The organism is Streptomyces sp. NPDC090106, assembly GCF_044747265.1.
Taxonomy (GTDB): Bacteria; Actinomycetota; Actinomycetes; order Streptomycetales; family Streptomycetaceae; genus Streptomyces.
Genome location: NZ_JBIVDS010000032.1, coordinates 1 through 26163, shown reverse-complemented (window position 1 = coordinate 26163; position 26163 = coordinate 1). Strand labels below are relative to the sequence as shown.

The window sequence follows — 26163 nt, the reverse complement described above, 5'->3', positions numbered from 1 at the left end:
CCGAAGGGCCCATTCAGGGTGAGCCGGGGACGCTGCACGCCCCATGCCACACACACCGCTGCCACGGGATTCGCCACAGGCCGACACACGTCCGTGGCATTTTCGGCCACCCACCGGCGGCACCCGTATGCGCCGCGTAACCTCACGGGCATGGGGGTATCAGCATCCGGTGCAGGTCAGGACGCCGACGAGGAGGCGCGGCGGCGGCTGAACGCGTACACGTACCTCAGCGCGCCTGAGCGGCTGGAGCACGTCGCGATCATGCGGGTCTTCTGCGGAACGCTGCTGGCGGATCTCGCCGTCCCGGACATCATGGCGAAACTGCGCCAGACTGGTGCTTCTGCCGCAGGACTCGACGCCGACACCCTCACGGTCCGACTGGAACAGCTGGTCCAGTGGGGAAACCTGCTGCGCAGCAGCCACACGGTGAACGCGTCCAGCATCAGCGAGTACCAGCGTTCCCGCTCGCGCTACCAGCTGTCGAAACTGGGCGAACGCATCCAGCGGGACGCCGACGGAGTCTTGGCCGAAGCCGACGCCGCCCGCGAGGTGAGCAACGAACTGCTGGCACTGGTCGAGCGCGGACTACGGGAGCTGGCCGGCCTTGTGACCGCGCCGGGCGGCGTCGAGCCGCAGGACGGACTGGAACGGATCAGCACGCTGTTCGTGCAGTTCACCGAGTTCGCGGACTCCATACGCGACTTCTACGCCTACCTCGGCCAGGTGCTGTCCCGCTACGACCTGGACAGCGCCGAGTACCAGGGCTTCAAGGAGCTGCTCCTGGACTACGTCGAGGCGATCACGGAGGACGTGGCGTTCCGCGCGCCCCGGATCTCGGCGGCGTTGGACACCCTGTGGCCGCACATCCCGGCTCTGCTGGACCGGCTGGACTCTCACGCTCAGGGGCTGACCGGGCTCTCGGCGCAGGCGCAGGGCGAGAGCCGCCCGGAGGTCCGGATCCAGCGCAGTCGGGGCCGCGAATTCGCGGACTGGGAGGGCCTGCATGGCTGGTTCAGCGACACCGGCGGCCAGGGCAGCCAGGTCGACCAGCTACGCGACGCCACCCTGCGCGCGTTGCAGTCGCTGCTCGCCAACGCCAAGCGGATGCTGCGGTCGGCCACCGGGGAGATGTCCCGGCGCAAGGATCTGCTGCGGCTGGCCCGCTGGTTCGACGAAGCGGCGCCGCGGGACGCACACGACATCGCCGTCGCCGCCTTCGGGCTGTACGGCGCCCGCCATCTGGGCATACCTCCGGCCACCGACGAGGTGGTGCCCGCCTACACGAGCTGGTGGACCGGTCCGGTGGTCGAGGTGCCGGTGGCCCTGCGCGAAAGAGGCAGCCGCGCCCAGCGGGGCCGGGCCTCAGCGGTGGAGGACCACTCCGCGCAGAAGCAGCTGCTGAGGGAGGCAGCCCGTCAGCGGGCAGCGGCCAGAGCAGCGGCGGCAGACGAACTGCGCAGCGCGTCGGGCCGGTTCGCCGAGGTACGCCTCACGTCAGCGGCGCTCGGCCTGCTCCTGGAGCTGCTCGCCACAGCGCTCGGAAACGCACAGCTCAGCAGGCCCGTCAGCGCGGACGGGGAGAGGACGGCGGGGTTCGGCCTCGACTCGGCCAGCAGTGAAGACGCCGAACTGCGTATCCGCCTCACCGTGCGCCGGACAGCGGGCACGCGAACGGTGCTCTACTCGGCCGACGGCGACCTGCTGCTGGACGACCTGGAGCTGGACATCGGTCGCACCTCCGCCGTGGTCGACGGCGAAGCGGAGGCGAGCGTGTCATGAACCTCCCCTCGACTCACGACGTAGCCCTGGCAGCCGAGCGCCGCACCGCCGCCAGGCTGCTGCTCGCCCACCCGCTGATCGCGTCGGACGGCCCCCACGCCGACCTCTTCCCGCTGATCCGCAGGCACGCCGACTGGCTGGGCAAACGGTTCCAGCAGGTGCTCGGTTACCGCCTGCTGGTCGACAGCTCCTACGCCCGGCTGTTCAAGGCGGGGCTGGGGGCGGGTTCGGGTCATCGGCTGGAGCGCTCCACCGGCACCCCGTTCACCCCACACACGTACGCCTGCCTCGCGCTGGCCCTGTCCGTGCTGGTGACCGCGCCCGGGCAGATGCTGTTGTCACACCTGGTCGCCGATATCAGGGCTGCCGCAGCCGACGCCGGGATCGAGCTGGAGAAAACGGGCCGGGCGGCCGGGAAACGGACCCTGGTCGCGGCTCTGCGCCAGCTCGTCGACTGGGGCGTGCTCATCGAGACCGAGGGCCACGTGGCCGCGCTTGCGCAGGAGGCGGGCGGAGAAGCCCTGATCACGATAGATCGGGAGCTGGCACGCGTGGTCGTCGCCGGCCCGCTCTCCCAAGCACGGGACGGCGCCGACCTGGTCCGGCGGGCAGCGGACCCGGGCTTCGGCGGACCACGCACCTACGTGCGCCGGATGCTCGTCGAGACACCCGTCGTCCACCTCGACGAGCTGACGGACGCCGAACGTGACTGGCTGCGCACCCGGCAGCGCCGGGAGGCCCAAGCTTTCTCCGAACTCCTGGGCCTGGAGATGGAGATCCGTGCCGAGGGCGTAGCGCTCGTGGACCCCGAGGAGGAGCTCACGGATCTGCACCTGCCGGGCACCGGGACCGTCGCACAGGCCGCGCTGCTGCTGGCGGAACGGCTTGTGGAGCGGCTTCGGCCGCAGGAACCGGGGCATCCGGCGACCGGCGGGACGCTCGTCATCGGGGTGGCTGTCCCGGACGGCCTGGTGGACGAGATGCTGGCCGAACTGATCGCCGAGTACGGGCAGCGCAGCAACTGGCAACGCGGCTACCTGGAGGACCTTCCCTCCCTGCGAGAGGCCGTACTGGACCTGCTGGTCCGCATGCGGCTGATGGCCCGCGCGGTCCGGCTGCGTGCCGAGAGCGAAGGACTGCCGGAGGGGTACGTCGAAGAGGCATCGGAAGGGCGCACGGTGACCGATGTCCATGGCGCACGGCCCGGCGACGACTGGGTGCTGCTGGCCGCAGCGGCCCGCTACGCCACCCAAGTCACGGTGCGCCCGGCCACCGCAGCCGGCAAAGGCGCGGACGTTCAAGAGGAGTTGCCGCTATGACCACCGACGCGCGTGGCCTCGTTCCGCTGCCGCGTTCCGGCGCTGCGACACCCGCCGGCCCTGCGACGACCGCCGGCACCCGCTTCCGGCTGCACCGGGCGGGCATCCAGAACGTCTGGCAGTACGACGAGCAGGAGTTCTCCTTCGGCGACGGACGGCTGCTGCTGCGCGGCAAGAACGGCGCGGGCAAGTCCAAGGCCCTGGAGATGCTGCTTCCGTATCTTCTGGACGGCGATTCCCGGGCACTGGATGCGACCGGCAGCGGCCGCACCACGCTTGCCTGGCTGATGCTGGACGGGTTCGAGCAGACCAACCGTCTCGGGTACCTGTGGGTGGAGTTCCGGGGCGCGGACGACGACGGCGGTCACCGCCACCTGACGCTCGGTGCCGCCATCCGCGCCTCGAAGTCGACGCAGAAGGCGCTGCCGACGTTCTTCGTCACCCCGCTGCGGATCGGTGAGGACCTGCACCTGGTCGAGGCCGGTAAGCCGCTGCCGGTCGACCGGCTCAAGGAGGTGATCGGCTCCGACAACGCGACCGACCGTGCGGTCCAGCACCGTGCGCGTGTGGCCCGGGAACTGTTCGGCATCACCGACGCGACGCGCTATCGCAACCTCACCCAGCTCCTCCACCGGCTGCGGCGCCCGACGGTCGGCGACCGGATCGAACACGGGGGCCTGGTCTCCCTGCTGAGCGAGACCCTGCCGGGGCTCGACGAGGACGTGGTCGAGAAGGTGGCGCGCAACCTCCACGACCTCGACGCCGTACGGGACGAACTCGGCCGCCTGGAACGCACCGACGCGGCCTTGCGTACGTTCCTCACCAGCTACCGCGGCTACCTGGCCGGGGTCCTGCGCACTTCTGCCCAGAGAGTGAGCCACGAGCTGGGCGTCCTCGCTCAGCGGCGCCGGGCGGCCGGGGACGCCGCACAGCGGACGAGCGACCTGAGGACGCAGGAGGAGGAGTCGGAGGGCCGGCTGGAGACCCTGCGCGAGGAAGAACAGGCCGCCCGGACCGACCTGGCCGCCCTGCACGCCAGTCACGCCTACCGCAGCCTGCGCGAACTGTCGGAGCGCCGCGGCACGGTGGAGGCGCTGCACACCGCCGCCACGGCCGCGTTCACCACCCTGCGCAACGCCCACGACGCGGAGGAGGGCTCGGCGGAGCGGCTGGCTGAAGGTGTCGAACACCTCGGAAGCCGGCTGGCCGAGCTGGGAACCGAATACCGGGAGCTGCTGACGCAGGCGGAGAAGGCCGGGCTTCCCACCGGCCATCTCGGCGAGGCGGTGGCTCTGCCGCGCACGGTACTCGCCCAGGCAGCCGAGACCGAGCTGCCGACTCCGGACGGGGAGATGCGTACCGTACGGCACCGGTCGGTGGCCCGTGTGGACACGGTCACGGCGCAGGAAGGGCTGCGGGCCTGGCAGAACCAGCTGGAGGACGCCGAGTCGGTCGCGAGAAACCGGGCCCGGATGGTTCAGGAGGTGACCCTCCTCATTTCACGGGCGGACGAGGCCCGGGCCACGGCGGCTGGGGCCGATGCCGAGCGGGAACGGCTGGAAGGCGAGGCGGAAGACGCCGCCGGCCATCTCGACGGCAGCCGTGAGAAGGTCGCCGAGGAGAGCGGCGCCTACTCCCGTCGAGTCGCCGAGTGGGTGGCCCACACGCGGACCGTGCTGGGTGCCGACTGCCCGACACTGGACGCCGTCCACACCACCGTCGGCCACGAGGCCTCCACCGACGCGCCGTTCGCGGACCGTACGCTGCCGCCCGACATCGACAGCCAGGCGTGGCGGGCGGCTCAGGCCGCGTTGGAGCCGTACGGCGAGGAGCTCACCGGACGCCGGGACACCCTGGCACTCGGCGTCAATCGGCTCGGCGTGGAACTCGACCGCCTGGCGGAGCAGAAGCGGGACTGGGAGCAACGTACCGATCCCGAGCCGCCGACCCCGCACCATCGCGCCGCCGCGAGGACGCCGGGCAGTGGAGCCCCTTTCTACCGGATCGTGGACTTCGCGGACGACCTGACTCCGGCCGAACGGGCCGGTCTGGAAGGGGCGTTGGAGGCGAGCGGGATCTTGGACGCGTGGGTGAGTGCGGACGGCGTCCTGCTCGATCCGCGTACGCGGGACACCCTTCTCCAGCCGGGTTCCGTCATGTCCGGCGGGCGGACTCTCGCCTCGGCCCTGCGCCCGGCCCCTGAACCGGATTGCGGCGTCACCTCCGAGCAGGTGGGGGATCTCCTGGCCACCATCGCACTCGCATCGGCACAGGAGACCTTCGCGCACGACTCGGTTTTCTACGACGGCAGTTGGCGTCTGGGTGTACTCAGCGGCTGTCATGACAAGGGCGACACCGAGTACGTGGGGGCCGCCGTACGCGCCGAGACTCGGCGGCGCATCCTCGCCGAGTTGCAGGAGCGGATCGCGCATACGGAACACCAGCTGGCCAATGTCCGCGAGGAGCTCGCCGTAGCCGATGCCATGCGTCGGGCTCTCACGCTCGCGGAACGGGACTTCCCCAGGGCACGGAATCTCGCGGACGCCTGGAGCAGGACCGAATCGGCCGAGCGGACGTTGCGCGACCTGACCGCCAAGGCGACCCGGGCGGCGCGGCTGGCCGAGGAGGCACGTGCTCTCGCGGTATCGGCGCGGACCGAGGCGGATTCCACCGCGACTGCCCACGACCTGCCCAGCGACCCCGCCGCCCTGGACCGTGTGCGCACCGCACTGACCGGCCTGCTCAGCGGTATCGGGCATCTGCGCAGGGCCGTCGGCGGCACGGGCGAGCGGCTCGGTACCAACCAAGCCGATGCCGACCGGTACGGACGCGCCCAAGAGGATCGCCTGGCCGCGGACGAGAGCTACCGGCTCCACCTCGCCGGGCTGCGCACCGCCGAGCAGGACCTGCGCACCCGCGAGGAGGCCATCGGGTCGTCCGAGGAGGAAATCCTCTCCCGCGAGCAGGACGCCAAGCAGCGCATCACAAACGCCGTTCAAGCGCTCCCCGCGGCGCAACGAGCTCGCGACGATTTCCACGACCTGCGCGTGCGCGCGGAAGAGGACGAGAAGCGCCTGCGCGGGACCCTGGCGGACCAGGAAACGACGGTCATCGACACCGGCAGCGCTCTTCGCAGTGCTCTCGGCCGACCGGAGGTGGTGCTCGGCGCCGGCCTTGACCGGTCCTCGCTGCCCGAGTACGTGTCGGATGATCCCGGCGCGGACGTCCGGAGCCGTCTGCGCGCACTGCGGGCCCTCGCCGACGCCGTAGAGCAGGCCCTCGGCCGCCCGAAGGGCGAGGTGTCGGACAGCACCCTGCTCAACCGGCACACCGATCTGCGCGACCAACTGGCCGGCGGATTTGACGCGCAGCTGGAGGAGCGCGACGGGATCAAGGTGTGCCGCCTGGTCGACGACCACGGGTCCCATGACGTCGCAGCCGTGGGCGAGCGGATCGCCGTGCAGGCAGCGGAGGCCCGAGGGCGGCTCACCGAGCGCGAACGCGAGGTCTTCCAGCGGTTCCTGACCGGCGAGCTCGGTGACCACCTCTCGGCGCAGGTCATCACCGCGGCGAACCTGGTCGCCGCTCTCAACGACACCCTGCGGACCGTGCGCACCTCCCACGGCCTCGGCGTCGAGCTGCTGTGGAAACTGGACGAGGACGTGGATGCGGATGTGCGCGCGGCCGTCGAGCTGCTGCGCAGTCCGTCGAGCCTGAGGACGCGCGACCAGACCGAGCAGCTGCGCGAGGTGCTGCAACGCCGGATCGAGGACGCCCGCCGCGCCGACCCGTCAGCCGGGTACGCCGCCCATCTGCGGACCGCGCTGGACTACCGCGACTGGTTCCGCTTCCACACCTTCGTGGTCGAGGACGCGGCTCCGGGCCGCCGTAGGAAGCTCACCGGGCGGACCGGTCTCAGCCAGGGCGAACAACGGGTCCTGTCCTATCTGGTGCTCTTCGCCGCGGCAGCCGCCCACTTCACCAACCTGGCCGAGTCGGCACCGCACGCACCGCGCCTGATCCTCCTGGACGACGCCTTCGCCAAGGTCGACGAACCCACCCACGGCCGGTTGGGCCGTATCCTCGTCGACCTCGATCTCGACTTCGTCCTCACCAGCGAGCGGCTCATGGGCAACTGGCCCGAAGTTCCGTCCCTGCACATATACGAGTGCCTCCGTGATCCCCACGTCCGCGGGGTGGCCACCCTGCACTACACCTGGAACGGTCGGCACCGGCGTCTGGTGTCCGTATGAGCGGGCTGCCCTCCGCAACGCGCGACTGGCTGACGGGACCTGGACTCACCCGGCTCTGGCAGGGGGTACGTAAACGCTTGGAGAGCAACGGCGTACAGGCCACGGGTTCGCTCCGGCTGACCGCGATGAACGCCCAGGAACGCAACGACCTGTCTCTCCTGCTGGGCAAACCCCTCACAGGTGCCGCCGTGACCATACGGCTCGACGTGCTCGACGCACGGCTACGCGCTTCGGCCGCCGGACTCGGCCTCAGACAGACCCTGGAGGAACTCGGCCCGCCACTCACCGACCGCCGCGCCGCCCGCGCGGACGTGGCGGCACGTAGGGAGCAGGTGTGGTCGTCCCTTGCTTCCTCGCTGGACGCCTCCCCACTCGCCAACCAGGAATGGCCCCGGCAGTGGTACGACCTGCTGCACCGTGCCGGTGTTCCGAGAGGAGTGACGCCCGAAGCGGCGATATGGACACTCCAGCAGGCGGTCCAAGTCCTCACCGCTCTCCTCGGACCCGAAGGACCTGAACGCAACGGCACACGCGGCCGAGGAGAACTCGCCGCCATGACGACCGGCTCCGCGCACGGCCTGGACGACGGCACCTGGCTCGCACGCCTCGTCCAACGCGGGGTCGCCCTCGCCCATGGCACCGAGTTCCCCGACAACGCGGCCGGCCGACGCGCTCTGTGGCGGCTGGTGTCCGTCACGCCGGACGAGGTCTCCAGCACGGTCCTGACGTACGGGCTGCGCCCCGAGGGCGATGGCTGGCGGGAGCGAGCCCTGCGGGAGCGAGCCGACCATCACGCCGAGGTTCACGTCACCCCACGCGACCTGCATGTTCTCCGGCTACGACTCCCCTCCAAAACGCTCATCCACATCTGTGAGAACCCGCGCGTGGTTGAAGCCGCGGCGGACGCGGCCTGCATCCAGCCCCTCGTGTGCACCTCCGGCAGCGCCGCCACCGTGGTCATCACGCTTCTCGACGCCCTCGCCGCGACGGGTTGCCGCCTCGCGTACCACGGCGACTTCGACTGGCCGGGGATCGCTCTGGCCAACCGGGTCATCCGCCGCTACGAAGCCCGGCCGTGGCGCATGGGCACCGCGGACTACGAGCATCTGGCCGCTCGCAGTCAGGCCGAGGGCATCCCTCAACTGGCACTCGACGGCCAGCCGGTCGACGCGGACTGGGACCCGGATCTCGCCCCCGCCATGACCGCCCTCGGCGTCGCGCTCCACGAGGAGGCCACGCTCGACCTCTTGGTGAACGACCTCTCACACCGGGCGTAAGGACGTCGGCGCCTCCGCGACGGGCTCTGGGGAGCCATCTGGGAACCAACCCACTCCCTGAGCCTCCTTCAGACCACCCGACACCACCGCACCCCAACGATCTCACCAGGCAAAACACCAAACTACCTGGAGGGCGGACGATTTTCCTTCCCGGCTCGGGACCTCGGGCACCGGCGCTACCGTCAACGCACGGGCAGAGCGGGCGGTCGGGGGCATGTCGGCCGGACTGCGCCCGCCATACGAGGGCGACGTCATGTTCGCCGGGATCCCCGGTCGGCGATCTGGCCCGGCCCACCCCGTCCGGCGGGCGTCGCCGGGTCGCGCTCGTACCCCAGGAGCACCACCTGTTCGCCGGCACCCTCGCCGACAACCTCCGCCTCGCACGCCCGGCGGCGACGGCTCGCGAGATCACATCCGCGCTGGCCGCGGTAGGCGCCGCGGACTGGACCGACGCGCTTCCCGACGACATCGACACGGCCCTCGGGATCGACGGAGTTCACCTGCCCACCAGGCCCAGCAACTGACCCTTGCTCGCGTCCTGTTGCTCGACCCCGAGCTGGTGGTTGTCGACGAGGCGACCGCCGAGGCGGGCAGCGACGCGGCCCACACCCTCGACCGCGCGGCCCTGCCCGTGCGCCGTATCGAGCCGGCCGTCCCGATGCCCTGGCCCGACGACTGGCCCGAGGTGCGCCTGTACCCCGCGGTCGCACCTGGCCGACAAGATCTGCGCCATGTACGAATGGCACCACACCATCCAAGACGGTGGTGGTGCGGATCCCGAAACCGGCCGCCAGCTGGGCGTAGGGCCGTCCGTTGCGGAGGTGGGTGAGGGTGAGCAGGGCCTGTCGGCCCGCGCTCAGGCGCCGCCATCGGGTGCCGAGAGTGCGTCGGTGTTCCCTCAGACGGGCGGCGAGGAAGCGGAGGGCAGAGCTGGACACGTCGACGCTGGACGGGCAGACAAGCATGCGAAGCCTCTGGTGGAGACGGTTCTCTTGGTCGAAAACCCATCTACCAGCGGCTTCACCCGTTCGCCAGGCCAACTGCCCAGCCGACACGGGAGGTTGGAAAGGGCTCACTGGCAGACTGGCGGCACATCGAAGCTCCGGTTCGGCAGGGCAACTTGAGAGATCACCCGCTCCAACCAGAGCTTCGTTGCGTACGAGACGGGTCGACCAGTAGCAGTCACACGATCGTGACCTGGAACTCCGCAGCGTCACCGGGACTTTGAAACAGCCCTGGTGCAACTGGGCTGAACCAGAACTCCACCGGTCACGTATTGAGTGACAGCGGGTTCTTAACGAAGGGCGCCTCAGAGGCACCCACCACAAAATGTGTCAGCCGAGTACAGTCGCGTTCCACGTTTATTGGACCTGACCGCCCCACACTCAAAAAATATTAGGGAAAGTGAAAATGGATAGAAAAATAGTCCACATACTGCATTCTCACCAGTAGCCCTGTTCCATAAAACGCTCGGGAAAAACCTTCCGATTCCGCGTAATTAGGAAGGTGCATCCACCACCGTAGGGTCTACCCCCATGGAGCACCCAGAAGAGGATCCCGCAAACAGGGAAACCTCGGTGAATCTCGTCAACGACAACAGCAACAAAACCCAAGCCACGGGAGACGTGGAGAACGACAATAGCAACGAGAGTAACGGGCCTTATGATTCGGTAGTCAATCTGAATAGTAACGAACCCGAGGGCAGTATTACCAACCACAATAGCAACGGGACCCGCGGTGCACATAATGTATCAAACCGTAACAGCAATAAGAATTTCCACGTTTCGCCAGGCTCCGCTGCCCAATCATCCCTGAGCTCCGCCGCCCAGATGAGAGTTGCATCGGCTTCTGTGGCCACAAGGCCTCCGGGTGCTTCGTCAGCAACACCGCACAAAGCCGATCCCGAGTGATCACGTGGCCTTTGGTGGGCGCACTCGGAGTTGACCCTGCTCTCACCGGTAGCACATGATGAAGGGATGGCTCTACCGGTGAGTCGTGGCGTCGTCTGCCGTTCAGTGCGAAGAGTTCCGCCGGGTCCGAATCGGCTGAATATCGCGGGGCGGCACCACCTTATCGCCGCCCTGATCGACGACTCCCGGTTCCACAACGGGAATTCATGTAACTTTTCTATCTGACCGATACGAAAGAGGCGAAAGAGATGATCGCGCCATGAATGAAGCATTAGAGGTTGAAGTTGTACCATTCGATGAGAATATTGGCGCCAGGAAGATGGTGGAGAGATATTGGCACCTTCAGAATCAGAATCCTGTGGCAAGGGTAAGGACGTCTACTGGGGATGGAGCATGGCTGGTCAGCCGCTATGAGGACGTGAAGAAACTATTGGCGGACCCGCGGTTGGGGCGATCTCATCCTGATCCTCACTCAGCCCCACGATGGCATTCATCGCTAGGCGGTGGACCCAGCATGGATTTCGACACAGAATCAGCTGAGCGAGCTGCAACGCGCAAGGTGATGGCTGCACCTTTGTCTCCTCGACGAGTAGGGAAGCTACGGTTTCAGGCTTCAGCGATCGCGAATGAGCTACTCGACTCTATTTTCGCCGAGTCGACTCCCATGCACTGCATGCCAACTTACGCATGGCCACTGCCGGAACAAGTCGCATCCCTTCACCTGGGGATTCCTTCAGAATTCATTATTCCATTGAACGAAATGCAGCGCTTCTTGGCTTCTGGCGATGTACTAGCTGCGTCTAATGTCACCGAGTTTGGCCGGGACTCGAATGGGAAGATGAACGGCTTGACCGAGTTCGCCCTAGATCTGATCGCCACCAAGAAGGCCCAGCCCGGCGACGATGTGCTGAGCGAATTGGTGCAAGCCCAGCACGGGCCAGATGGTTTGACGGACCGTCAGATACTTTTGACCACTTTGGTGCTCTTGATGTCCGCCAGTGGATCGACTGCCGTCAGAATCGAAACCGGTATCGGTCTTTTCTCTGCCCACCCTGAACAATACGACGCCATAATTCGCGATCCCCGGCTGATTCCAAGTGCCGTTGACGAGATTATGCGGATGTGTAACGGGATTTACGACCCCACTATCCGCTATGCGCGCATCGACTTCAAACTGCGAGATTCCGACATCAAGGAAGGTGACCTCGTAATTCTGGATATCACCTCAGCGCACTGCGATCCTAGAGTGTTCCCAGAGCCGTTGAAATTTGACATCACTCGACGCCCGAACAAGCAAATCGGATTCGGTTATGGTTCCACTCGATGTGCCGGGGTCGCGCTCGCGCGGCTGAGTCTGGAAGCAGCCTTCGAGGCACTCGCCCTCCGCTGCGCTGAGCTTCCCTTTCTTCCGCCTTCACCGCCCAATGATCGTCCTCTCGCCTCCTGGTGAGAGCGGCCGACGTCATCAGTGCATCGCCACCGAATCCAGCAATTGGATCTCGCCGCCCTGTTGGCCTGACCGCAACGTCAGCCGGTGGGTTCTGGGTTCGGAGGCTGACAGACAGGTCGAGACGATGTCGTTCTCGGCGCCCTCTGACGATGGTGATGTGCTGTTGCCCGTCGAGGGCCCGGGCCAGTTCGGGCAGTTGTTACCCAGAGAGGGTTTTCAGGTAGTTCGTTGAATCTCAATGACCTGTCAAGTCCCGGTAAGGGCGTGCCGGGAAACAAGTGGTGGCTTCCGGCTGTGGGGCTCGTTGTTCTGGTGTGGGAAGACCGGAGGGGATCGAGGCGGTCCTGGCTGCCAAGTTCCAGGTGTTGTTGCCGCATCTGGACGAGCGTCAGCGTCGGCTGGCCATAGGGGCGGAAGCACTGAGCTTCTTCAGCCGCCGCTCCGTCGAGTGATAAGCCTCTGAGTGTCGACGGTGTCGATGAGCAGGGCGCCTGTCGCAGTGCTGGCTCTACCCGCGCCTCTGGACGTCACCTGATCCCTTACGTTTCCCTGTGGGAGGCGGTGAGCCCTTCGTACGGTTCACCCACCCAGGAGTGCCGGGTATGGCTGTCACCTGATAGCCGATAACGTGGCTCCCACTGAGCTTCTTCGAGTTGGCCACCGATCGGGTGCCGGCGCAACCAGGTTGCGAAGGTCTCGGCGGTGCGGGCCTCGAGTACGTCGACGAGTCAGCGGGTGGTCATGTCGACCGGGACCGTCGCGTACTTCCACCTGCGGCGCAGCGCGAACTCGTCGACCCCGAGGGCTTCGACGGGGCCACTATCCGGTTCGGGCAGTGCTCTGATCAGTCGCAGCATCGTGTCCTTGCATGTGCTCACCGACATCCGGCCCGCGAGCCGGGCACCTGGGCGGCCGCCCAGGAAGAGCGCCACATCGGTCACCCCCGACCGGGCAGGCGGCTTGACTTCATAGCCCCCTGAGATGTCTCTGAGGGCCCCGACGCTGACGGAGTCGATCGCGCACCGTGACCAGTCCAGTTCACCCCGGGCGCCGAGTTCGTCCAGGACCAGGCGGTGCAGCTTGGCCCGTACCCTGGCCTCGGTCCACTCGGTGAACCGCCGGAAGGCGGTGACCCCCGACAGCCCGAAGCTCGGTGGGAGCTGGTTCCAGGTGCAGCCCGAGGTGGCCACGAAGACGATCGCCGCCAGCACCTCGCGGTCCCCACGCCGACGATGTCCTCCACCCTGCGGGCGGACCGGTGTTGGCGGCACCACCCGCTGGAACAACGTCCACAGTTCTTCCGGCGCCATCCGCTCGACAAGCGCAGCAGTCATCAACCCAGACTGCCGCAAGATCACACCAACTGAAATGGCGTCGTAGTGGCTTGTCAGGAAGGGCAGTTGCCTCCTGCCTCGCGTACTCTGCCAAACTCCGCGGTCGCGCCCTGATGCCGGACGCGCAACACCCGAGGAGGAAGCCGGTTGGAGAGCGAGCTGCGGTTCAGTGTGCTGGGCCCTGTCAGAGCGTGGCGCGGGTCCGAGGAGGCGGAGCTAGGTGCGCCTCAGCAACGAGCGGTGCTGGCCGTCCTGTTGCTTGCCGAGGGCGCGCATGCCAGTACCGCCGTACTCGCCCAGGCACTGTGGGGAGCCAGTCCGCCCGCTTCCTCGGCCGGCATTCTGCGGACGTACATCCACCGGCTCCGCAAGGCCGTCGAGCCCAAGGGTTCCCCCAGCGGATCCGTCATCCGATCTGTCGGTGACGGTTATCAACTGCCCACCTCAGCAGGCCGAACAGACCTCAGCGCCTTCCATGACCTGCTCGCCGGAGCCGAGCAGGCACAGCAGACAGGTGACACCAAGGGCGCCGTACAGCAGTTGCACGACGCGCTCCGCCTGTGGCAGGGCACCGCGCTGGCCGGGATCCGTGGCGAGTACGCGCGGACCCAGCGTCAACGACTCGACGAGCTGCGGCTGTCCGTGCAGGCGCGCCGCTTCGCGGCCGAACTGGGCCTAGGGTCCCACGCCGAGGTCGTGGCCGATCTCACCGAGCTGGTCGCTGAGCACCCGCTGGACGAGCGGTTCAGGGAACTGCTGATGCTCGCTCTGTACCGATCAGGTCGGCAGGCTGCGGCGCTCGACAGCTACTGCGAGGCACAGGCACTTCTGGCGGAGAAGTTGGGCGTCGACCCCGGTCCGGCCCTTCAGAGCATGTACCAGCGGGTCCTGCGCACCGACCCTGGCCTCCTCGTCGCTCACCATCAGCCGGAGTCCACCAAGGCTGATTCCGCGCCCGCAGCCGGCGGTTCGGATGCCGTCGTGCCGACGCAACTTCCGCCCGCTCTGCCCGTGTTCGTCGGTCGGGACGCCCAACTGGGCGCGGTGAAGGCCCTGCATGCCGGGGGCACCGCGGTCGTCAGCGCCGTCGCCGGTATGGCGGGCGTGGGCAAGACCGCGTTCGCCGTGCACTGGGCGAGGCAGGTGTCCCACCGCTTTCCTGATGGGCAGCTCTATCTGGACCTCCGTGGCTTCGAACCCGTCGCCCTGCCAGTCAGTCACGAGGACGCGCTGCGCGCGCTGTTGGAGTCCCTGGGCGCCGATCCGCGGGCGCTGCCTCAGGGTGCCGACGCGCTCGCGGCCCGCTACCGCACCCTCCTCACGGGCAAACGCATGCTCGTGCTGCTCGACAACGCCCGCGACGCTGCTCAGGTCCGGCCTCTGCTGCCCGGTGCGCCCGGCTGCCTGGCGATCGTCACCAGTCGTGATCAGCTCTCCGGCCTGGTCGCCGTCGACGGTGCCGTCCCCGTCCACCTCGACGTGCTGTCCGTAGCTGAAGCCCGTGCGCTGCTGGCCCGGCGTCTGGGATCGGCCCGTGTGGAGGCCGAGCCCGAAGCGGTCGACGCCATCATCACCTGGTGTGCCCGGTTGCCGCTGGCGCTCGCAGTGGCCGCCGCCCGCGCGGCCATCCGGTCGGCCTTCCCACTGAGTGTGATCGCCGATGAACTGCGTGACAGCGCCGGCGGGTTGGAGGCCTTCGCGAACGGGGACGTCCTGGCCGACGTGCGCGTGGTGTTCTCCTGGTCGTACCACGCGCTCACACCCGGCGCGGCCCGCCTCTTCCGGCTGCTCGCGCTGCACCCGGGCCCCGAGGCCACCCTGCCCGCTGCGGCGGGACTCGCCGGACTCAGCCTCCCGCACACCCGTCGGCTGCTCGCCGAGCTCCTCCGGGCCCACCTGCTGACCGAGCCCGCCACCGGCCGCTACGCCTCCCACGACCTGCTCCGCGCCTATGCCACGGAACTCGCCGACGAGCAGGAACCGCCCGCGGAACGGCACGCGGCCCGCCGCCGTATGTTCGATCACTATCTCCACAGCGCCCACCGGGCCGTCGCGCTGCTCAACCCCAGCCGACGGCTCATAGAGCTGGAGCCAGCGGCCGAAAGCACGACCGTTGAGGAGTTCGGCGCCGACTCCGACCGTGCCAAGGCCTGGGTCCGGGCCGAGTTCCAGGTGCTGACCGGAGCCGTCGAGGCCACCGCCGCCCACCACTTCGACACGCACACCTGGCAACTCGCCTGGTCCATGGCCAACCATGTGCACGAACGGGGCCGTTGGCACGATCTTCGGGCGTTGCGCCTCGCGGCGGTGAACGCCGCCCGCCGACTGGGCGACCGGGCCGCCGAGGCCGACGCGCTCCACGGTCTCGGTGTCGCCCTCGGAGGGCTCGGACACCTCCGGGAGGCGCGCGAGCACATCGAGCAGTCCATCGAACTGTTCATCCAGGTGGACGGTACGAGAGACCGGCCGGAGTGCTTCATCACGCTCGCCTGGGTGGCCGATCAGCAGGAGGACCTCGAAGCATCTCTCGACGCCTCACAGCAGGCCCTGTCGCTGTACCAGGCCCAAGAACGCCGCGAGCCGGGCGGCGAGCGGGCCAGGACCGCTGTGGCCGCCGCTCTCAACGCGGTCGGCTGGGGCCTGTCCCGCCTCGGCCGCGACCGTGAGGCGCTCGACCGGTGCCGGGAGTCGCTGGACCAGTGGCTGGGCCTCGGGGAGAACATCCACGCGGCGCACACCTGGGACAGCGTGGGCCACGCCCACCACCGGCTCGGCGAGTACGACGAGGCGGTCTCCGCCTATCAGAGCGCGCTGGAGTTGTACCGCGGCCACCAGGATCTTCCGTGGTTCGTCGCCAGCACTCTCGACCGCCTGGCGAAGACCCATCTGAGCGCGGGCCGCCCCGACGACGCCCGGCGCACCTGGACCGAGGCGCTGGAGATCTTCGAGCGCCTCGACCACGCCGACGCCGAGTCGGTCCGCACGGCACTGCGCCTCCTCGACGAACGGGACCCGGAACAAGGGGAGTCGGAACAGCGGGAGTCAAACTGAAGGTGAGAGCGGAGACCCGCGGCCGTCCCCGGAAAGCTTGTTGAACTCGCCGCGCCCGAACCCCGTCTCCCTCTACAGAACCGACAGGAGACGCGCATTCAACGGCATACGTTCATCGGCAGTGCCGCCGCGCTCACGGCGGCGGCCACCACCGCGTGCACTGCCCGGACCACCGGCACCGGGAACACCGCCTCGCCTGGCCGCACGGCAGGCAGCAGCCCCGCGACCGCCGCGGACTCGACAGCCCTGTCGTCGAACCTGGACGGCACACTCGTCCGTCCCGGCGACCAGGGCCTGGGCCGAAGCCCGCCGGCTCTACAACACCCGCTTCGACTCCCTGAAACCCGCAGCGGTCGCCTACGTCGCCGGCTCGGCAGACATCTCCACAGCCCTGGCGTACGCCCGCGCCCACGGTGTCTGCGAGCTTCATCTGGTCGTCGATGTCGTCCAGGACATAGCTGGGCACGGCGCGGGTCACGCCTGCGACGGTGGTGTGCTCGTCCACGTGGGCGAGGAGGTTGCGCTTGCGGGGGAAGGCGCCGGTTCGGTAGACGGCTTCGAAGAAGCCGGTGAAGAAGCAGAGCCAGGTCAGGTCAGTTAGTCGTCGTCGGGCCGGGTCGGTCAGGTGGGCGTGGAGGCGGCCCAGAACGCTGATGCCGATGGTGTGGAGGTTCGCGCGGACGGCCGGGGGCGGGTGCTCCGTCGACGGGCAGGTCGCTGCCGATCAGTTCGACGCCGCGGTGCGCGACGCGCGAGTCAGCGAGGGTGTGACTGTCCGGGCTCGCGCACATGCCCTGCAGACCGAGATCGATGAACAGCTCTTGATCAAGCACTGTAGTCGAGAGATCGGCCATGGCCTTCTTCATGCGGTCAGTCCTGGCAGGGGCACGGCGACTGGCCGGTGCGGCGCACCCGCATTCGGGTGCGCCGCGTTTGCCTCCGGTCTGGTTGTGCACCAGGTCATGTCGCCCCGCACGGCTTCCGTTCAGGTCGTGGCCAACACTTCCCGTCGGAGTGAGCCTGGACGCGCGGAACGACGGGTACACGCCGGCCAGCATTCCGATGACCACAGCGCCGCCCACGCCGGCCCCGATCACGGTGACCGGGACGACGGGCGGCCACCCCTGGCCGAGGGCCCAGGCGGCGGTGGCCAGTACCCCGATCGCGGTGCCGGTGGCTCCGCCGAGCAGCGACAGCATCACCGCCTCGGTGAGGAACTGCCCCCTGATCTGCGCCCGGTTGGCGCCGGGCGCGCGTCGCAGACCGATCTCACGGCAGCGTTCGAGCACCGAGATGTACATCGTGTTCGCCACGCCGATGCCGCCCACCAGCAGCGCGAGGCCGAGGAACAGCGAGGAGAACGCGGTGTGGGTCGCCCGCTTCACCGCCAGGGCGTCCGAGGGCCGGCTGACCTGCACGAGCCCTGGCAGCTGCGGGTACAACGTGCGCGGCAGCACCACCGAGACGGCTTCGAGGGCGTCCTCCTGTGCCTTGACGTAGACCACGGTCGGGTGCCCGTCGAAGCCGAGGCTGGTCTTCGCGGCCTGCCAGCCGACATCACGGCTGTCCACGCCCCCTCCGCCCGCCTTCTTCCTGAGGCCCAAGGCTCCCTGTGCGCGCAGGAGCTACCCGCAGTCTGGGAGTGGCGCTGGGTAATGCGGGAAGACGACCGGACGGACGAAGCGCGCCAACACGTGCCCGCCGACTCACGGGTGACGTTCCAGGAGGGCCGCCCCGGCGGGCCGGGGGTGGCCCGCACCATCGCACTCGCACACGCGACCGGTCCGTACGTGAAGATACTGGAGGCAGACGACCTGCTCACCCCAGGCGCGCTCACCCGCGACCTGGCTGTGCTGGAGGCCGATCCGGAGCTCGGCTGGGCAACCTCCCGCGCCCTGGACCGACTGCCCGACAAGTCAACGGTCGGCTTCCCTTCCGATCCCGCCGAGGGCCCTCTCGCACACGGCGCGCTGCTCGCGCACTGGAAGGCTCACGCCCTGCCGCTGGTCGTCCCGGGAACCCTCTTCGTCCGCCGTGAACTACTGCTCGCCCTGGGCGGCGGGATGGCTCTGCCCACCTCCGAGGACACCGGCCTGCTGCTGGCACTGGACGCCGTCAGCCGCGGCTGGTTCACCGGCGAGCCCGGTCTGCTGTACCGCAAGTAGTAAGGCCAGGTGACCAGGCAGCCCGCGCATGTGGACAGGGTGGAGCGGGCTGCCCGTGTGACGGAGGCACGGGCGCGCGCTGGCCGCGCTCGACTGGAGCAGTTGAGGGTGGAACCCGACTACCGATCGAGGCACGGCATCCGGATCGCGCTGTCTCGCTTCCGTCACGCGACGAGCCTGTACGGTCTTCGCCGAGTGCGCGGACGAAGCCGGGGCAGAAGCCGTCCTCGGCTTCAGATCGGCCCATGACATGTCAGTGCCTGCCGCGATCGCGAGATCGACCACCCGTCCGCGGCCGCGCTGACCAGCGTTGTCACGGACGTCATAAGAGACATGGTCAAGGCTGGCCTGGCCTGGCATCCGACAACCAGTTCCGTCGGCGCCGAGTGCTGCCCAGCGAGCACCTGGTAGGCGGCGGCTACCGCCCCGTCGCCCTGGTGGAGAACTCCGCAGTCCACCATCAGATCCAGCTCATCGGGCCGGTCGAGGCCAGCGGGCACGGCAGAGGAAGAGTCGGACAGGTTTCGCCCGGACCGGATTCGCACCGGCTTCGGCCGGCGCCCGTCACCTGACCCAACGGCTAGATCGCAAAAACCTGGACGACACCGCCCGCCATGGCTCCCTGCACCATCGCCCGGTTCTGCCTCTACCAGCGAAACCCGGACCTTGACCGCTCCGCGTGCACGCGAGGGACCTCGGCTCGGTCAAGTGGCGGACGTACGGCCGCACGAGCTCCCCCTCCTGTGCCCCGCCGCGTCCTCCTGGGGTGACCATGCCCTCCGTCACCAGCGACTACGGGACGGACACATCACATCAACACCCCCTTAGCCACGCTATCCGCCTCGCACCTGCCACGTCGGTACCGGCAGAATGTCCAGGAATCCGGCGAGGACCCATGCGCTACAGTCCCCGGTCTCATGTCATCTGATCGAATACACAACCTGACGTTCTCGGTGCTCGGGCCGTTGCGCGCCTGGACGGGTACGTCCGAGCTGACGCTCGGGACCCCTCAACAACAAGCGATGCTGGCCGTGTTGCTGTTGGCGAGGGGACGGTGCGTCAGTATGGATGAGCTCGTCGACGGACTGTGGGGCGATGCGCCGCCGACGAGCGCCGCTTCGGTGGTGCGCACCTATCTCTCGCGTCTGCGCGGTCTGTTGGGCCGCGCCGCACCCGACGAGAAGGTGCTGATGTCCGTAGGAGGCGGATACGCGCTACGGGTGGCGGACGACCGGCTCGACCTGACCGTGTTCGAGCGGCAGGTGGCCGAGGCACGAGGACTGGCGCCGGCCGCGGCAGTGGCGAGGACACGGGCGGCGCTCAAGGCGTGGGCGGGCGTTCCGCTGAAGGGTGTGCCGGGGCCTTTCGCCGAGGTCGAGCGGACGCGGCTGAACGAGCTGCGTCTGTCGGTGACGGAGACGTGCATCGACTACGAGCTGGAACAGGGCGCGCATCGCCAGGTCGTGGCGGAACTGATCGCGCTGACGACGGCGCATCCTCTTCGGGAGCGGCTGTGCTGGCAGTTGATGCTCGCGCTGTACGGCAGCGACCGCCAGGCGGAGGCCTTGGCGGTCTTCCACGACACGCGGCGGACACTCTCCGAGGAGTTGGGGGTCGAGCCCGGTCCGGCACTGCGGGACCTGCTGACACGGATACTGAACTCCGATCCGGCCGTGGTCGCCCATCCGCCGGGCAGAGACGAGCGATCAGGTCTGGTCCGGCCCGCTCAACTGCCATCTGATCTAGGCGATTTCACCGGACGCGTATCCGAAGTGGCAGCAGTTAAGGCCCTGTTGTTGGACCGGGCAGGGACAGCCACGCCGGTGGTGTTGCTGACGGGGATGGGCGGAACGGGGAAGACGGCCCTCGCGGTGCACGCCGCTCATCGCTGCGCGGATCGGTTTCCTGACGGGCAGCTTTACGTCGACCTACGGGGCGCCGACGACGTACCGGCCGATCCGCGGGATGTGCTGGGGCAGTTCCTCCGGGCGCTCGGCATCCCCAAGCAGCAGATCCCGGCGAGTGCGGAGGAGCGGGCCGCGGCCTACCGGTCCGTGCTCGCGGAGCGGCAGGTCCTCGTCGTGCTGGACAACGCGCAGAACGCGGATCAGGTGCGTCCGCTGCTGCCGGGGGCGAACGGCAGCGGGGCGGTGGTGACGAGCAGGTCGCGGCTGCTGTCCCTGCCCGCCACGGGCCGGCTCGCGGTGGAGGTGTTCGACCTGCGGACGGCGGGAGACCTGTTCCGGCGGGTGGTCGGCGGCGCGCGGACGGCGGCGGCGGGGCTGGCGGTGCTGCGGGTGGTCGAACTGTGCGGCGGACTTCCGCTGGCGGTGCGGATCATCGCTTCGAGAGTGGCGGTGCACCCGGAGTGGCCGATCCCCGATGTGCTGGAGCGGCTGCTCGACGAGCGGCGGCGGCTGAGGGAACTGCGGGTCGAGGAGCTGACGGTCGAGTCGTGCTTCCACCTCAGCTATCGGCGGCTGGGCCCGGAGCAGGCCCACTCCCTGCGCACGCTGTCCTTGCTCGAACTACCGGTCATCGAGCTCGGTGAGGCGTCGGCGGTGCTCGGCGTTCCGGAGGACGAGGCGGAGCATCTGCTGGACTCGCTGTTCTCCGCGGGAGTACTGGAGTCTCCCGCCCCGGGCCACTACCGCTACCACGACCTCGTCAAGCTGTTCGCGCGCAAGCAGGCGAGGGAGGAGGACGGTCCGGCGGCGCGGTCCGAGGCGATCGCCCCGCTGGTGGACTACTTCCTGGCCACGGCGCTCCAGGCATACACGATGACGCGTCCCGGCCACACTCTGCCCTCACGGCTGACCACGACGGTGCGGGGACTGTCGTTCGGAAACCAGGAGGTCGCCCTGCGGTGGGGAAGCAGGCGTCTGACGGACGCGCTGAGTGTGGTGGCGCAGGCGGCCGAGGAATACACGGCGGCCGCGGCGGACCTGCTGCTCGCGCTCGATCCCGTCCTCATGGCAGACCATCGGTGGCCCGACATGACACAGATCGGGAGCACACTCGTGGCGGCCGCCCGGCGCGCGGGGGATCAGCGGGCCGAGCTTAGAGCCGGTTACATGCTCGGCGGCGCCCTGATGGAGATGGAACGCATCGACGAGGCCCGTGCGGTCACCGACCGGGCGATCGATCTGTCGCTCCAGGAGGATGATCCCGTCGTACAGGCCATGACCCTCAATGTCAGCGCGGTCATCGAAAGGGAACGGCAGCGACTGGACGAGGCGATCGCGGAGGGCCGCAGGGCGGCGGCGGTCGCCGCAGCGATCGGTGATCTCTCCGTCGAGGCGATGGCGCTGGGAAATGTCATCCACTTTCGGCTCCTGGCCGGCGAACGGGACAGCGAGATGCTCGACACCGCGCTCCGTCAGCTGCATCTCCAGGACGTACTCGGTGACACCCAGGGCAGGGCCTGGGCGCTCTTCCGGCTGGCTTCCGTGCAGCAGGACCTGGGCCGGCCGGCCCAGGCGGAACGGACCTTCAAGCAGGCCCTGGAGCTGCTGCCCGAGGAGGAACGTCTGCTGCGCACGGGCATCACCTGCAAGCTGGCTCGGGCCCAGTTGGAGCTCGCCTCCTTCGCGGAGGCCGCCCGGACGGCGGAGACCGCGGTGTCCCTGGCGCGCGAGATCAAGGCGACCCGCATGGAGATCAGCGCGTCCCGGGATCTCGGAGACGCGTTGATGCGGCTCGGCCACACGGAATGGGCCAGGTCGGTGTGGATCACGTCGCACGACCTGGCCGTGCACGGGCAGTGTCCTCAGTTGGAGACGGAACTGCTCGACAGGATAGGCAAAGATGACGCCGAGAACGGCATCACCCTCTGAGGGAATTACGTCGAGAACGCGTCGGAGTCCGGGACCCCGGCAGCGCAGTGGTGGCCGGACTCGCCGGATGACCGTGCTTCCTCTTGCCCGAGACGAACGCCCGTCTGCGGCCCGGCCCGCGGCAGGCCGCCGGACCCGGATCTCGGTAGCGTCCAGCCTCAACTCGACGCCCTCGGCCTGGGCAAGGCGAATACATCCTCCAGCGTTCGAAGCGGCAAGCCAGGACATTCGGGAACAGCAGAACCCCGCTCTGCCAGCAGCCGGCGAACCTCACCCACGGCCCGAGTGACCGTCGAGCGATGGACACCGAAGAGGACGCCCAAGACCACCTGGGGCAGGTCATGGCTCAGATGAACAGCGTGACCACCAGCCGGTCCACAAACACCAACCGGTACCATGCACCCGCACCCGCACCCGCACCCGCACCCGCACCCGCACCCGGCGCACGTTTCCTCACTTGGCCTCGCACCTGCCCCAATTCCCGCTGCTCCTCCACCGCAGCCACCCACGGACAGGCCAACAACGGAAAGTCACTGCCCGAACCGATTTGTGGAAACCTGCGAGGAGTAGGCGCCGAGGGAGGACGTGGGTCTGAGTGACGCCTCGGACCACTGAACCGACTTGCAGCACCGTCCGCTCCCAGCAGTCGGGCCCGTGTCGGGTTCCGCGGCCACCGGCCCTTGAGGCCGTGGCCAGTGGTGTCACCGGGTCACGCCGGGGGAGACAGTTCCCGGGGCGGCGTTCTCGGGCAGGTCCCTGATATGGGTCTGCTGCACGTCCGAGAGGTCCAGCCGGTCCAGTATCTCCAGCCCTTCGGACCAGGCGGCGCGCGCGGGTTCCGGGTTGCCGATCCTCAGATGCGCGTCTCCAAGGCGCATGAGGGTTCCGGCGATGAGCCAGGGACTGCCTCCGTTCCTCTGGTCGAGCGCGAGGGACGCAGTGAGGCTGGTGACGGCGTGCCCGTACTGTCCGAGGTGATACTGCGCGAGACCGACGCTGTCCCAGATGATCGCCGAGTTCACCTCGTCGCCCACCTCGACGCACAGGTCCAGGGCCTCCTGACAGTGCCGCAGGGCCTCCTCGTACCGGCCGAGTCCGATCAGGATCCATCCGACGGTGTTGAGTGAGAAGGCGACCGCCGTCTGCGTGCGAGTGTCGCCTCCGCGGGTGTGGAGGGTGCGGAACAGGGCAAGGGCCTTCCGTGCCGCTGTCAGGGCCGTGCGCAGGTCTCCCTGGTGGTCGGCCGCCCAGGCGAGGGTGCCGTAGCTCTCCGCGGTGGCCCGGGTGTCTCCCGCCTCGGAGAAGCAGGCGATGGCCTGGCGCGCGTGCGCCGCCGCCTCGTCGAGGCGGCCACAACCCGCCATCGCGACGACGAGGCCTCGGTGGGCGTACCCCTGGGCGGCCCGGTCCTGGAGACTGCGCGCCGCTCGCAGAGCCACCCGGTTGACGTCCTCTTCTTCCCGCCACAGCCCGCGCAGATGGAAGTACGGGGCCATGGCCCAAGCGAGCTGCCATGTGTGGACGTGGAACTGGTGCAGGGCAGCTTCCTGGACACACAGCAGCAGCGTCGCCTGCTCGTCCCCGAACCAACGCATCGCACCGGCCAGGTCCATGGCATCGCTCTCGCGCTCGGCCTCGTCCTGGGCGAGGACCCCGTCCGACACCGGCGGCAGGTCGATCAAAGCCCTTGCCGGTCCGACCAGTTCGGCTCGCCGGGATGCCAAGTGGAGGTAGTGGTCGAACATGCGGCGCTGCGCGGTCCGGGCCTCATCGGGTGGGTCGACGGCGTGGGTCAGTTCGGTCGCGTAGGCACGGAGCAGGTCGTGGAAGAAGTAACGGCCCGGCGTCTCCTCGTTCAGAAGATGCGCCTGGAACAGTTCGGCGAGCAAGTGCCTTGTGTACAGCACGGAATGCCCGCCTAGGCTGGCCGCGGCCGGCACCGTGACATCAGGGCCGGGATGCAGGGCGAGCAGTCTGAACAGACGGGCCGCGCCGGGCGAGAGCGCCTGGTACGACCAGGAGAGAACCGCACGGACGTCGGCGGCGGGATCGCCGCTCTCCTCGAAGCCGCGCAGACTCTTCGCGCTGTCCCGCAGTTCCTCCGCGATCACCGCCAGGGGGAGACTGACGCGGGTCGCGGCGCGGGCGGCGGCGACGGCCAGCGCCAGGGGGAGCCGAGCGCAGCGCATGATGATCTGTGCCACGGCGTCCGGTTCCGCCGCGACCCGCTGTTCCCCGAGTCTGCGGGAGAGCAGCGCGCGGGCCTCGGCCTCCGGCAGCACGGACAGGTTCAGGGACGTGGCACCGTCCACGGCGATCAGCCCGGTCAGCTGGTCGCGGCTGGTGACGATGACCAGACAGCCTGGGCTGCCCGGCAGCAACGGCCGTACCTGCGTGGCGTCGCGGGCGTTGTCCAGCAGGATGAGAACACGCCGGCCGGCGAGGAAGGTCCGGTACCTAGCCGTCAGGTTGTCGACGTCCTGCGGCAGGCCCCGGGGGTCGGCCCCCAGGGACTCCAGCAGGCTCCGCAGGGCGTATTCGGGTGGCATGGGTGTGCCCGCCGGGTCGAAACCCCGGAGGTTCAGGTACAACTGCCCGTCGGGGAAACGGTCGGCGACCGTCCACGCCCAGTGCACCGCGAAGGCCGTCTTGCCGACCCCGGCCGTACCGGCGATGGCGCTGATCACGACCGTGCCTTGTGGCTCCAGCCGTAGCACGCTGTCGAGTTCGGCGGTCCGGCCGGCGAACACCGCCAGGTCCGGGGGCAGATGAGCCACCGCCATGGTGGACGGCGGCAAGCTGGGCTCCCGTGTGCACGGCGGCGGGAGCAGATCGGCGTCCGCACGGAGGATGCGCTCATGCAGTGTGCGGAGTCCGGCGCCCGGGTCGACACCCAGTTCCTCCGCCAGCAGCAGACGGGTCTCCTGGTACACGTCGAGGGCCGCTGCCTGTCTGCCGGAGCGGTAGAGGCTGAGCATGTGCAGTTCGCGCAGGCGTTCGTCCAGGGGATGCTCGGCGGCCAGCGTGGCCACTTCGGAGGCCACCTGCTCGTGGGCCCCCAGGTCGAGGTTGAGCGTGAGGCGGGTGAACGCCGCGGAGAGTCTCAGTTCGTCGAGCCTGACCCGCTGCGCCTCGGCGTAGTCGCCGCGGAGGCCGCACAAGGCGCTGCCGTGCCAGAGTCCGAGAGCACGCTGCAGGAGGTCGAGTGCGGCCTGGGTCCGTCCCTCTTGCCGCGCCTGTGCTGCCTGTGACGTCAGGTCCCGGAAGACGCGGAGGTCGAGGGCTTCCGGGCGGACGGTGAGCTGGTAGCCGTCACCGCTGGAGACGATCGTCGCGCCGGTGGGGTCACCGCTCTCCTGCAGGGCTCTGCGCAACCGGTGCACATAGGTTCGGACGACGGTGTACGCCGATGCGGGAGGTCTGCATCCCCACACCGCGTCGACCACTTCACTGTTGGGTACCGGTGTGTTCTCGGCGAGGAGCAGCACGGAGAGCAGTGTTCTCTGCTGCGGTGTGCCGAGATCGATCTCGTCCGGTCCGCACCATGCGCGCACCGGCCCCAGTACGGCGAACCGTATGCCGTCCACTGCTCTGTCCTTTCCAAGTGGCCCGTAGGCGACTGTTCGGCACCCATGTCCGGTGTGCCGGTGGTTGGGGCGGGGACCGTCGCGTCAGGAGGTTTCTCCGGGTGCGTCGGTGTCGCTGAGGAACGACTTCCAGCCGCCGGGCGGCTGTTCGCCGACGCCGAGCCTGCGCAGCTTGGCGAGCACCCCGGGCTTCTGCACGTCC

At 68.7% G+C, this 26163-nt stretch carries 10 protein-coding genes and 5 pseudogenes; 10 read left to right on the top strand and 5 right to left on the bottom strand.

Annotated features, from left to right (window positions below):
* Positions 1-150 precede the first annotated feature (150 nt).
* The 4 genes from ACIPSE_RS46325 to ACIPSE_RS46310 all read left to right on the top strand — a co-directional run bounded on the left by ACIPSE_RS46325 (position 151) and on the right by ACIPSE_RS46310 (position 8628).
* The gene (locus ACIPSE_RS46325) at positions 151-1779 is read left to right on the top strand and encodes a TIGR02677 family protein (protein WP_401676054.1); all 1629 of its coding nucleotides are present in this window, start codon (positions 151-153) and stop codon (positions 1777-1779) included.
* Positions 1776-3098, top strand: a complete 1323-nt coding sequence (locus tag ACIPSE_RS46320) for a TIGR02678 family protein (RefSeq protein ID WP_401676052.1) — start codon at positions 1776-1778, stop codon at positions 3096-3098. Before ACIPSE_RS46325 ends, ACIPSE_RS46320 begins: the two co-directional genes overlap by 4 nt.
* A complete protein-coding gene (locus ACIPSE_RS46315; protein ID WP_401676050.1) occupies positions 3095-7351 on the top strand; it encodes a TIGR02680 family protein in 4257 nt (1418 codons plus the stop codon). The genes ACIPSE_RS46320 and ACIPSE_RS46315 overlap by 4 nt, the downstream gene beginning before the upstream one ends.
* A 77-nt stretch (positions 7352-7428) precedes the next feature.
* Entirely contained in the window at positions 7429-8628 is a 1200-nt protein-coding gene (locus tag ACIPSE_RS46310) for a TIGR02679 family protein (protein WP_401676048.1), read from the top strand.
* A 757-nt stretch (positions 8629-9385) separates the two neighbouring features.
* Here ACIPSE_RS46310 and ACIPSE_RS46305 read toward each other — a convergent pair.
* A pseudogene (locus ACIPSE_RS46305) lies at positions 9386-9593 on the bottom strand (transposase family protein); the annotation flags it as partial.
* Between the two features lie 570 nt (positions 9594-10163).
* Between ACIPSE_RS46305 and ACIPSE_RS46300 the strand changes: the two are divergent.
* From ACIPSE_RS46300 to ACIPSE_RS46290, 3 genes are all read left to right on the top strand, one after another.
* Entirely contained in the window at positions 10164-10538 is a 375-nt protein-coding gene (locus ACIPSE_RS46300; protein ID WP_401676046.1) for a hypothetical protein, read from the top strand.
* A gap of 514 nt (positions 10539-11052) precedes the next feature.
* Positions 11053-11988, top strand: coding sequence for a cytochrome P450 (locus ACIPSE_RS46295; RefSeq protein ID WP_401676044.1), 936 nt, complete (start codon positions 11053-11055; stop codon positions 11986-11988).
* Positions 11989-12302: 314 nt separating this feature from the next.
* Positions 12303-12440: a hypothetical protein gene (locus ACIPSE_RS46290; protein ID WP_401676082.1), complete on the top strand. Its 138-nt coding sequence runs from the start codon at positions 12303-12305 to the stop codon at positions 12438-12440.
* Positions 12441-12976: 536 nt separating this feature from the next.
* On the opposite strand, the pseudogene ACIPSE_RS46285 reads toward ACIPSE_RS46290, so the two are convergent.
* A pseudogene (locus ACIPSE_RS46285) lies at positions 12977-13322 on the bottom strand (transposase); the annotation flags it as partial.
* Between the two features lie 171 nt (positions 13323-13493).
* Between ACIPSE_RS46285 and ACIPSE_RS46280 the strand changes: the two are divergent.
* Positions 13494-16373: a BTAD domain-containing putative transcriptional regulator gene (locus tag ACIPSE_RS46280; protein ID WP_401676078.1), complete on the top strand. Its 2880-nt coding sequence runs from the start codon at positions 13494-13496 to the stop codon at positions 16371-16373.
* 1007 nt (positions 16374-17380) lie between these two features.
* Here the strand turns inward: ACIPSE_RS46280 and ACIPSE_RS46275 are convergent.
* A pseudogene (locus ACIPSE_RS46275) lies at positions 17381-17929 on the bottom strand (ABC transporter permease); the annotation flags it as partial.
* Here ACIPSE_RS46275 and ACIPSE_RS46270 point away from each other — a divergent pair.
* Positions 17918-18619 (top strand): annotated as a pseudogene (locus tag ACIPSE_RS46270) (glycosyltransferase family 2 protein); the annotation flags it as partial. The pseudogenes ACIPSE_RS46275 and ACIPSE_RS46270 sit on opposite strands and share 12 nt — an antisense overlap.
* 836 nt (positions 18620-19455) lie before the next feature.
* The gene (locus ACIPSE_RS46265) at positions 19456-22374 is read left to right on the top strand and encodes an AfsR/SARP family transcriptional regulator (protein ID WP_401676042.1); all 2919 of its coding nucleotides are present in this window, start codon (positions 19456-19458) and stop codon (positions 22372-22374) included.
* A 76-nt stretch (positions 22375-22450) separates the two neighbouring features.
* Here the strand turns inward: ACIPSE_RS46265 and ACIPSE_RS46260 are convergent.
* A pseudogene (locus tag ACIPSE_RS46260) lies at positions 22451-22921 on the bottom strand (transposase family protein); the annotation flags it as partial.
* Positions 22922-23075: 154 nt separating this feature from the next.
* A complete protein-coding gene (locus tag ACIPSE_RS46255) occupies positions 23076-25961 on the bottom strand; it encodes a BTAD domain-containing putative transcriptional regulator (protein WP_401676040.1) in 2886 nt (961 codons plus the stop codon).
* Positions 25962-26163 lie beyond the last annotated feature (202 nt).

Coding starts and splice junctions, on each gene's coding strand:
- ACIPSE_RS46325 (WP_401676054.1), top strand. CDS start 151: ATGGGGGTATCAGCATCCGGTGCAGGTCAGGACGCCGACGAGGAGGCG.
- ACIPSE_RS46320 (WP_401676052.1), top strand. CDS start 1,776: ATGAACCTCCCCTCGACTCACGACGTAGCCCTGGCAGCCGAGCGCCGC.
- ACIPSE_RS46315 (WP_401676050.1), top strand. CDS start 3,095: ATGACCACCGACGCGCGTGGCCTCGTTCCGCTGCCGCGTTCCGGCGCT.
- ACIPSE_RS46300 (WP_401676046.1), top strand. CDS start 10,164: ATGGAGCACCCAGAAGAGGATCCCGCAAACAGGGAAACCTCGGTGAAT.
- ACIPSE_RS46295 (WP_401676044.1), top strand. CDS start 11,053: ATGGATTTCGACACAGAATCAGCTGAGCGAGCTGCAACGCGCAAGGTG.
- ACIPSE_RS46265 (WP_401676042.1), top strand. CDS start 19,456: ATGTCATCTGATCGAATACACAACCTGACGTTCTCGGTGCTCGGGCCG.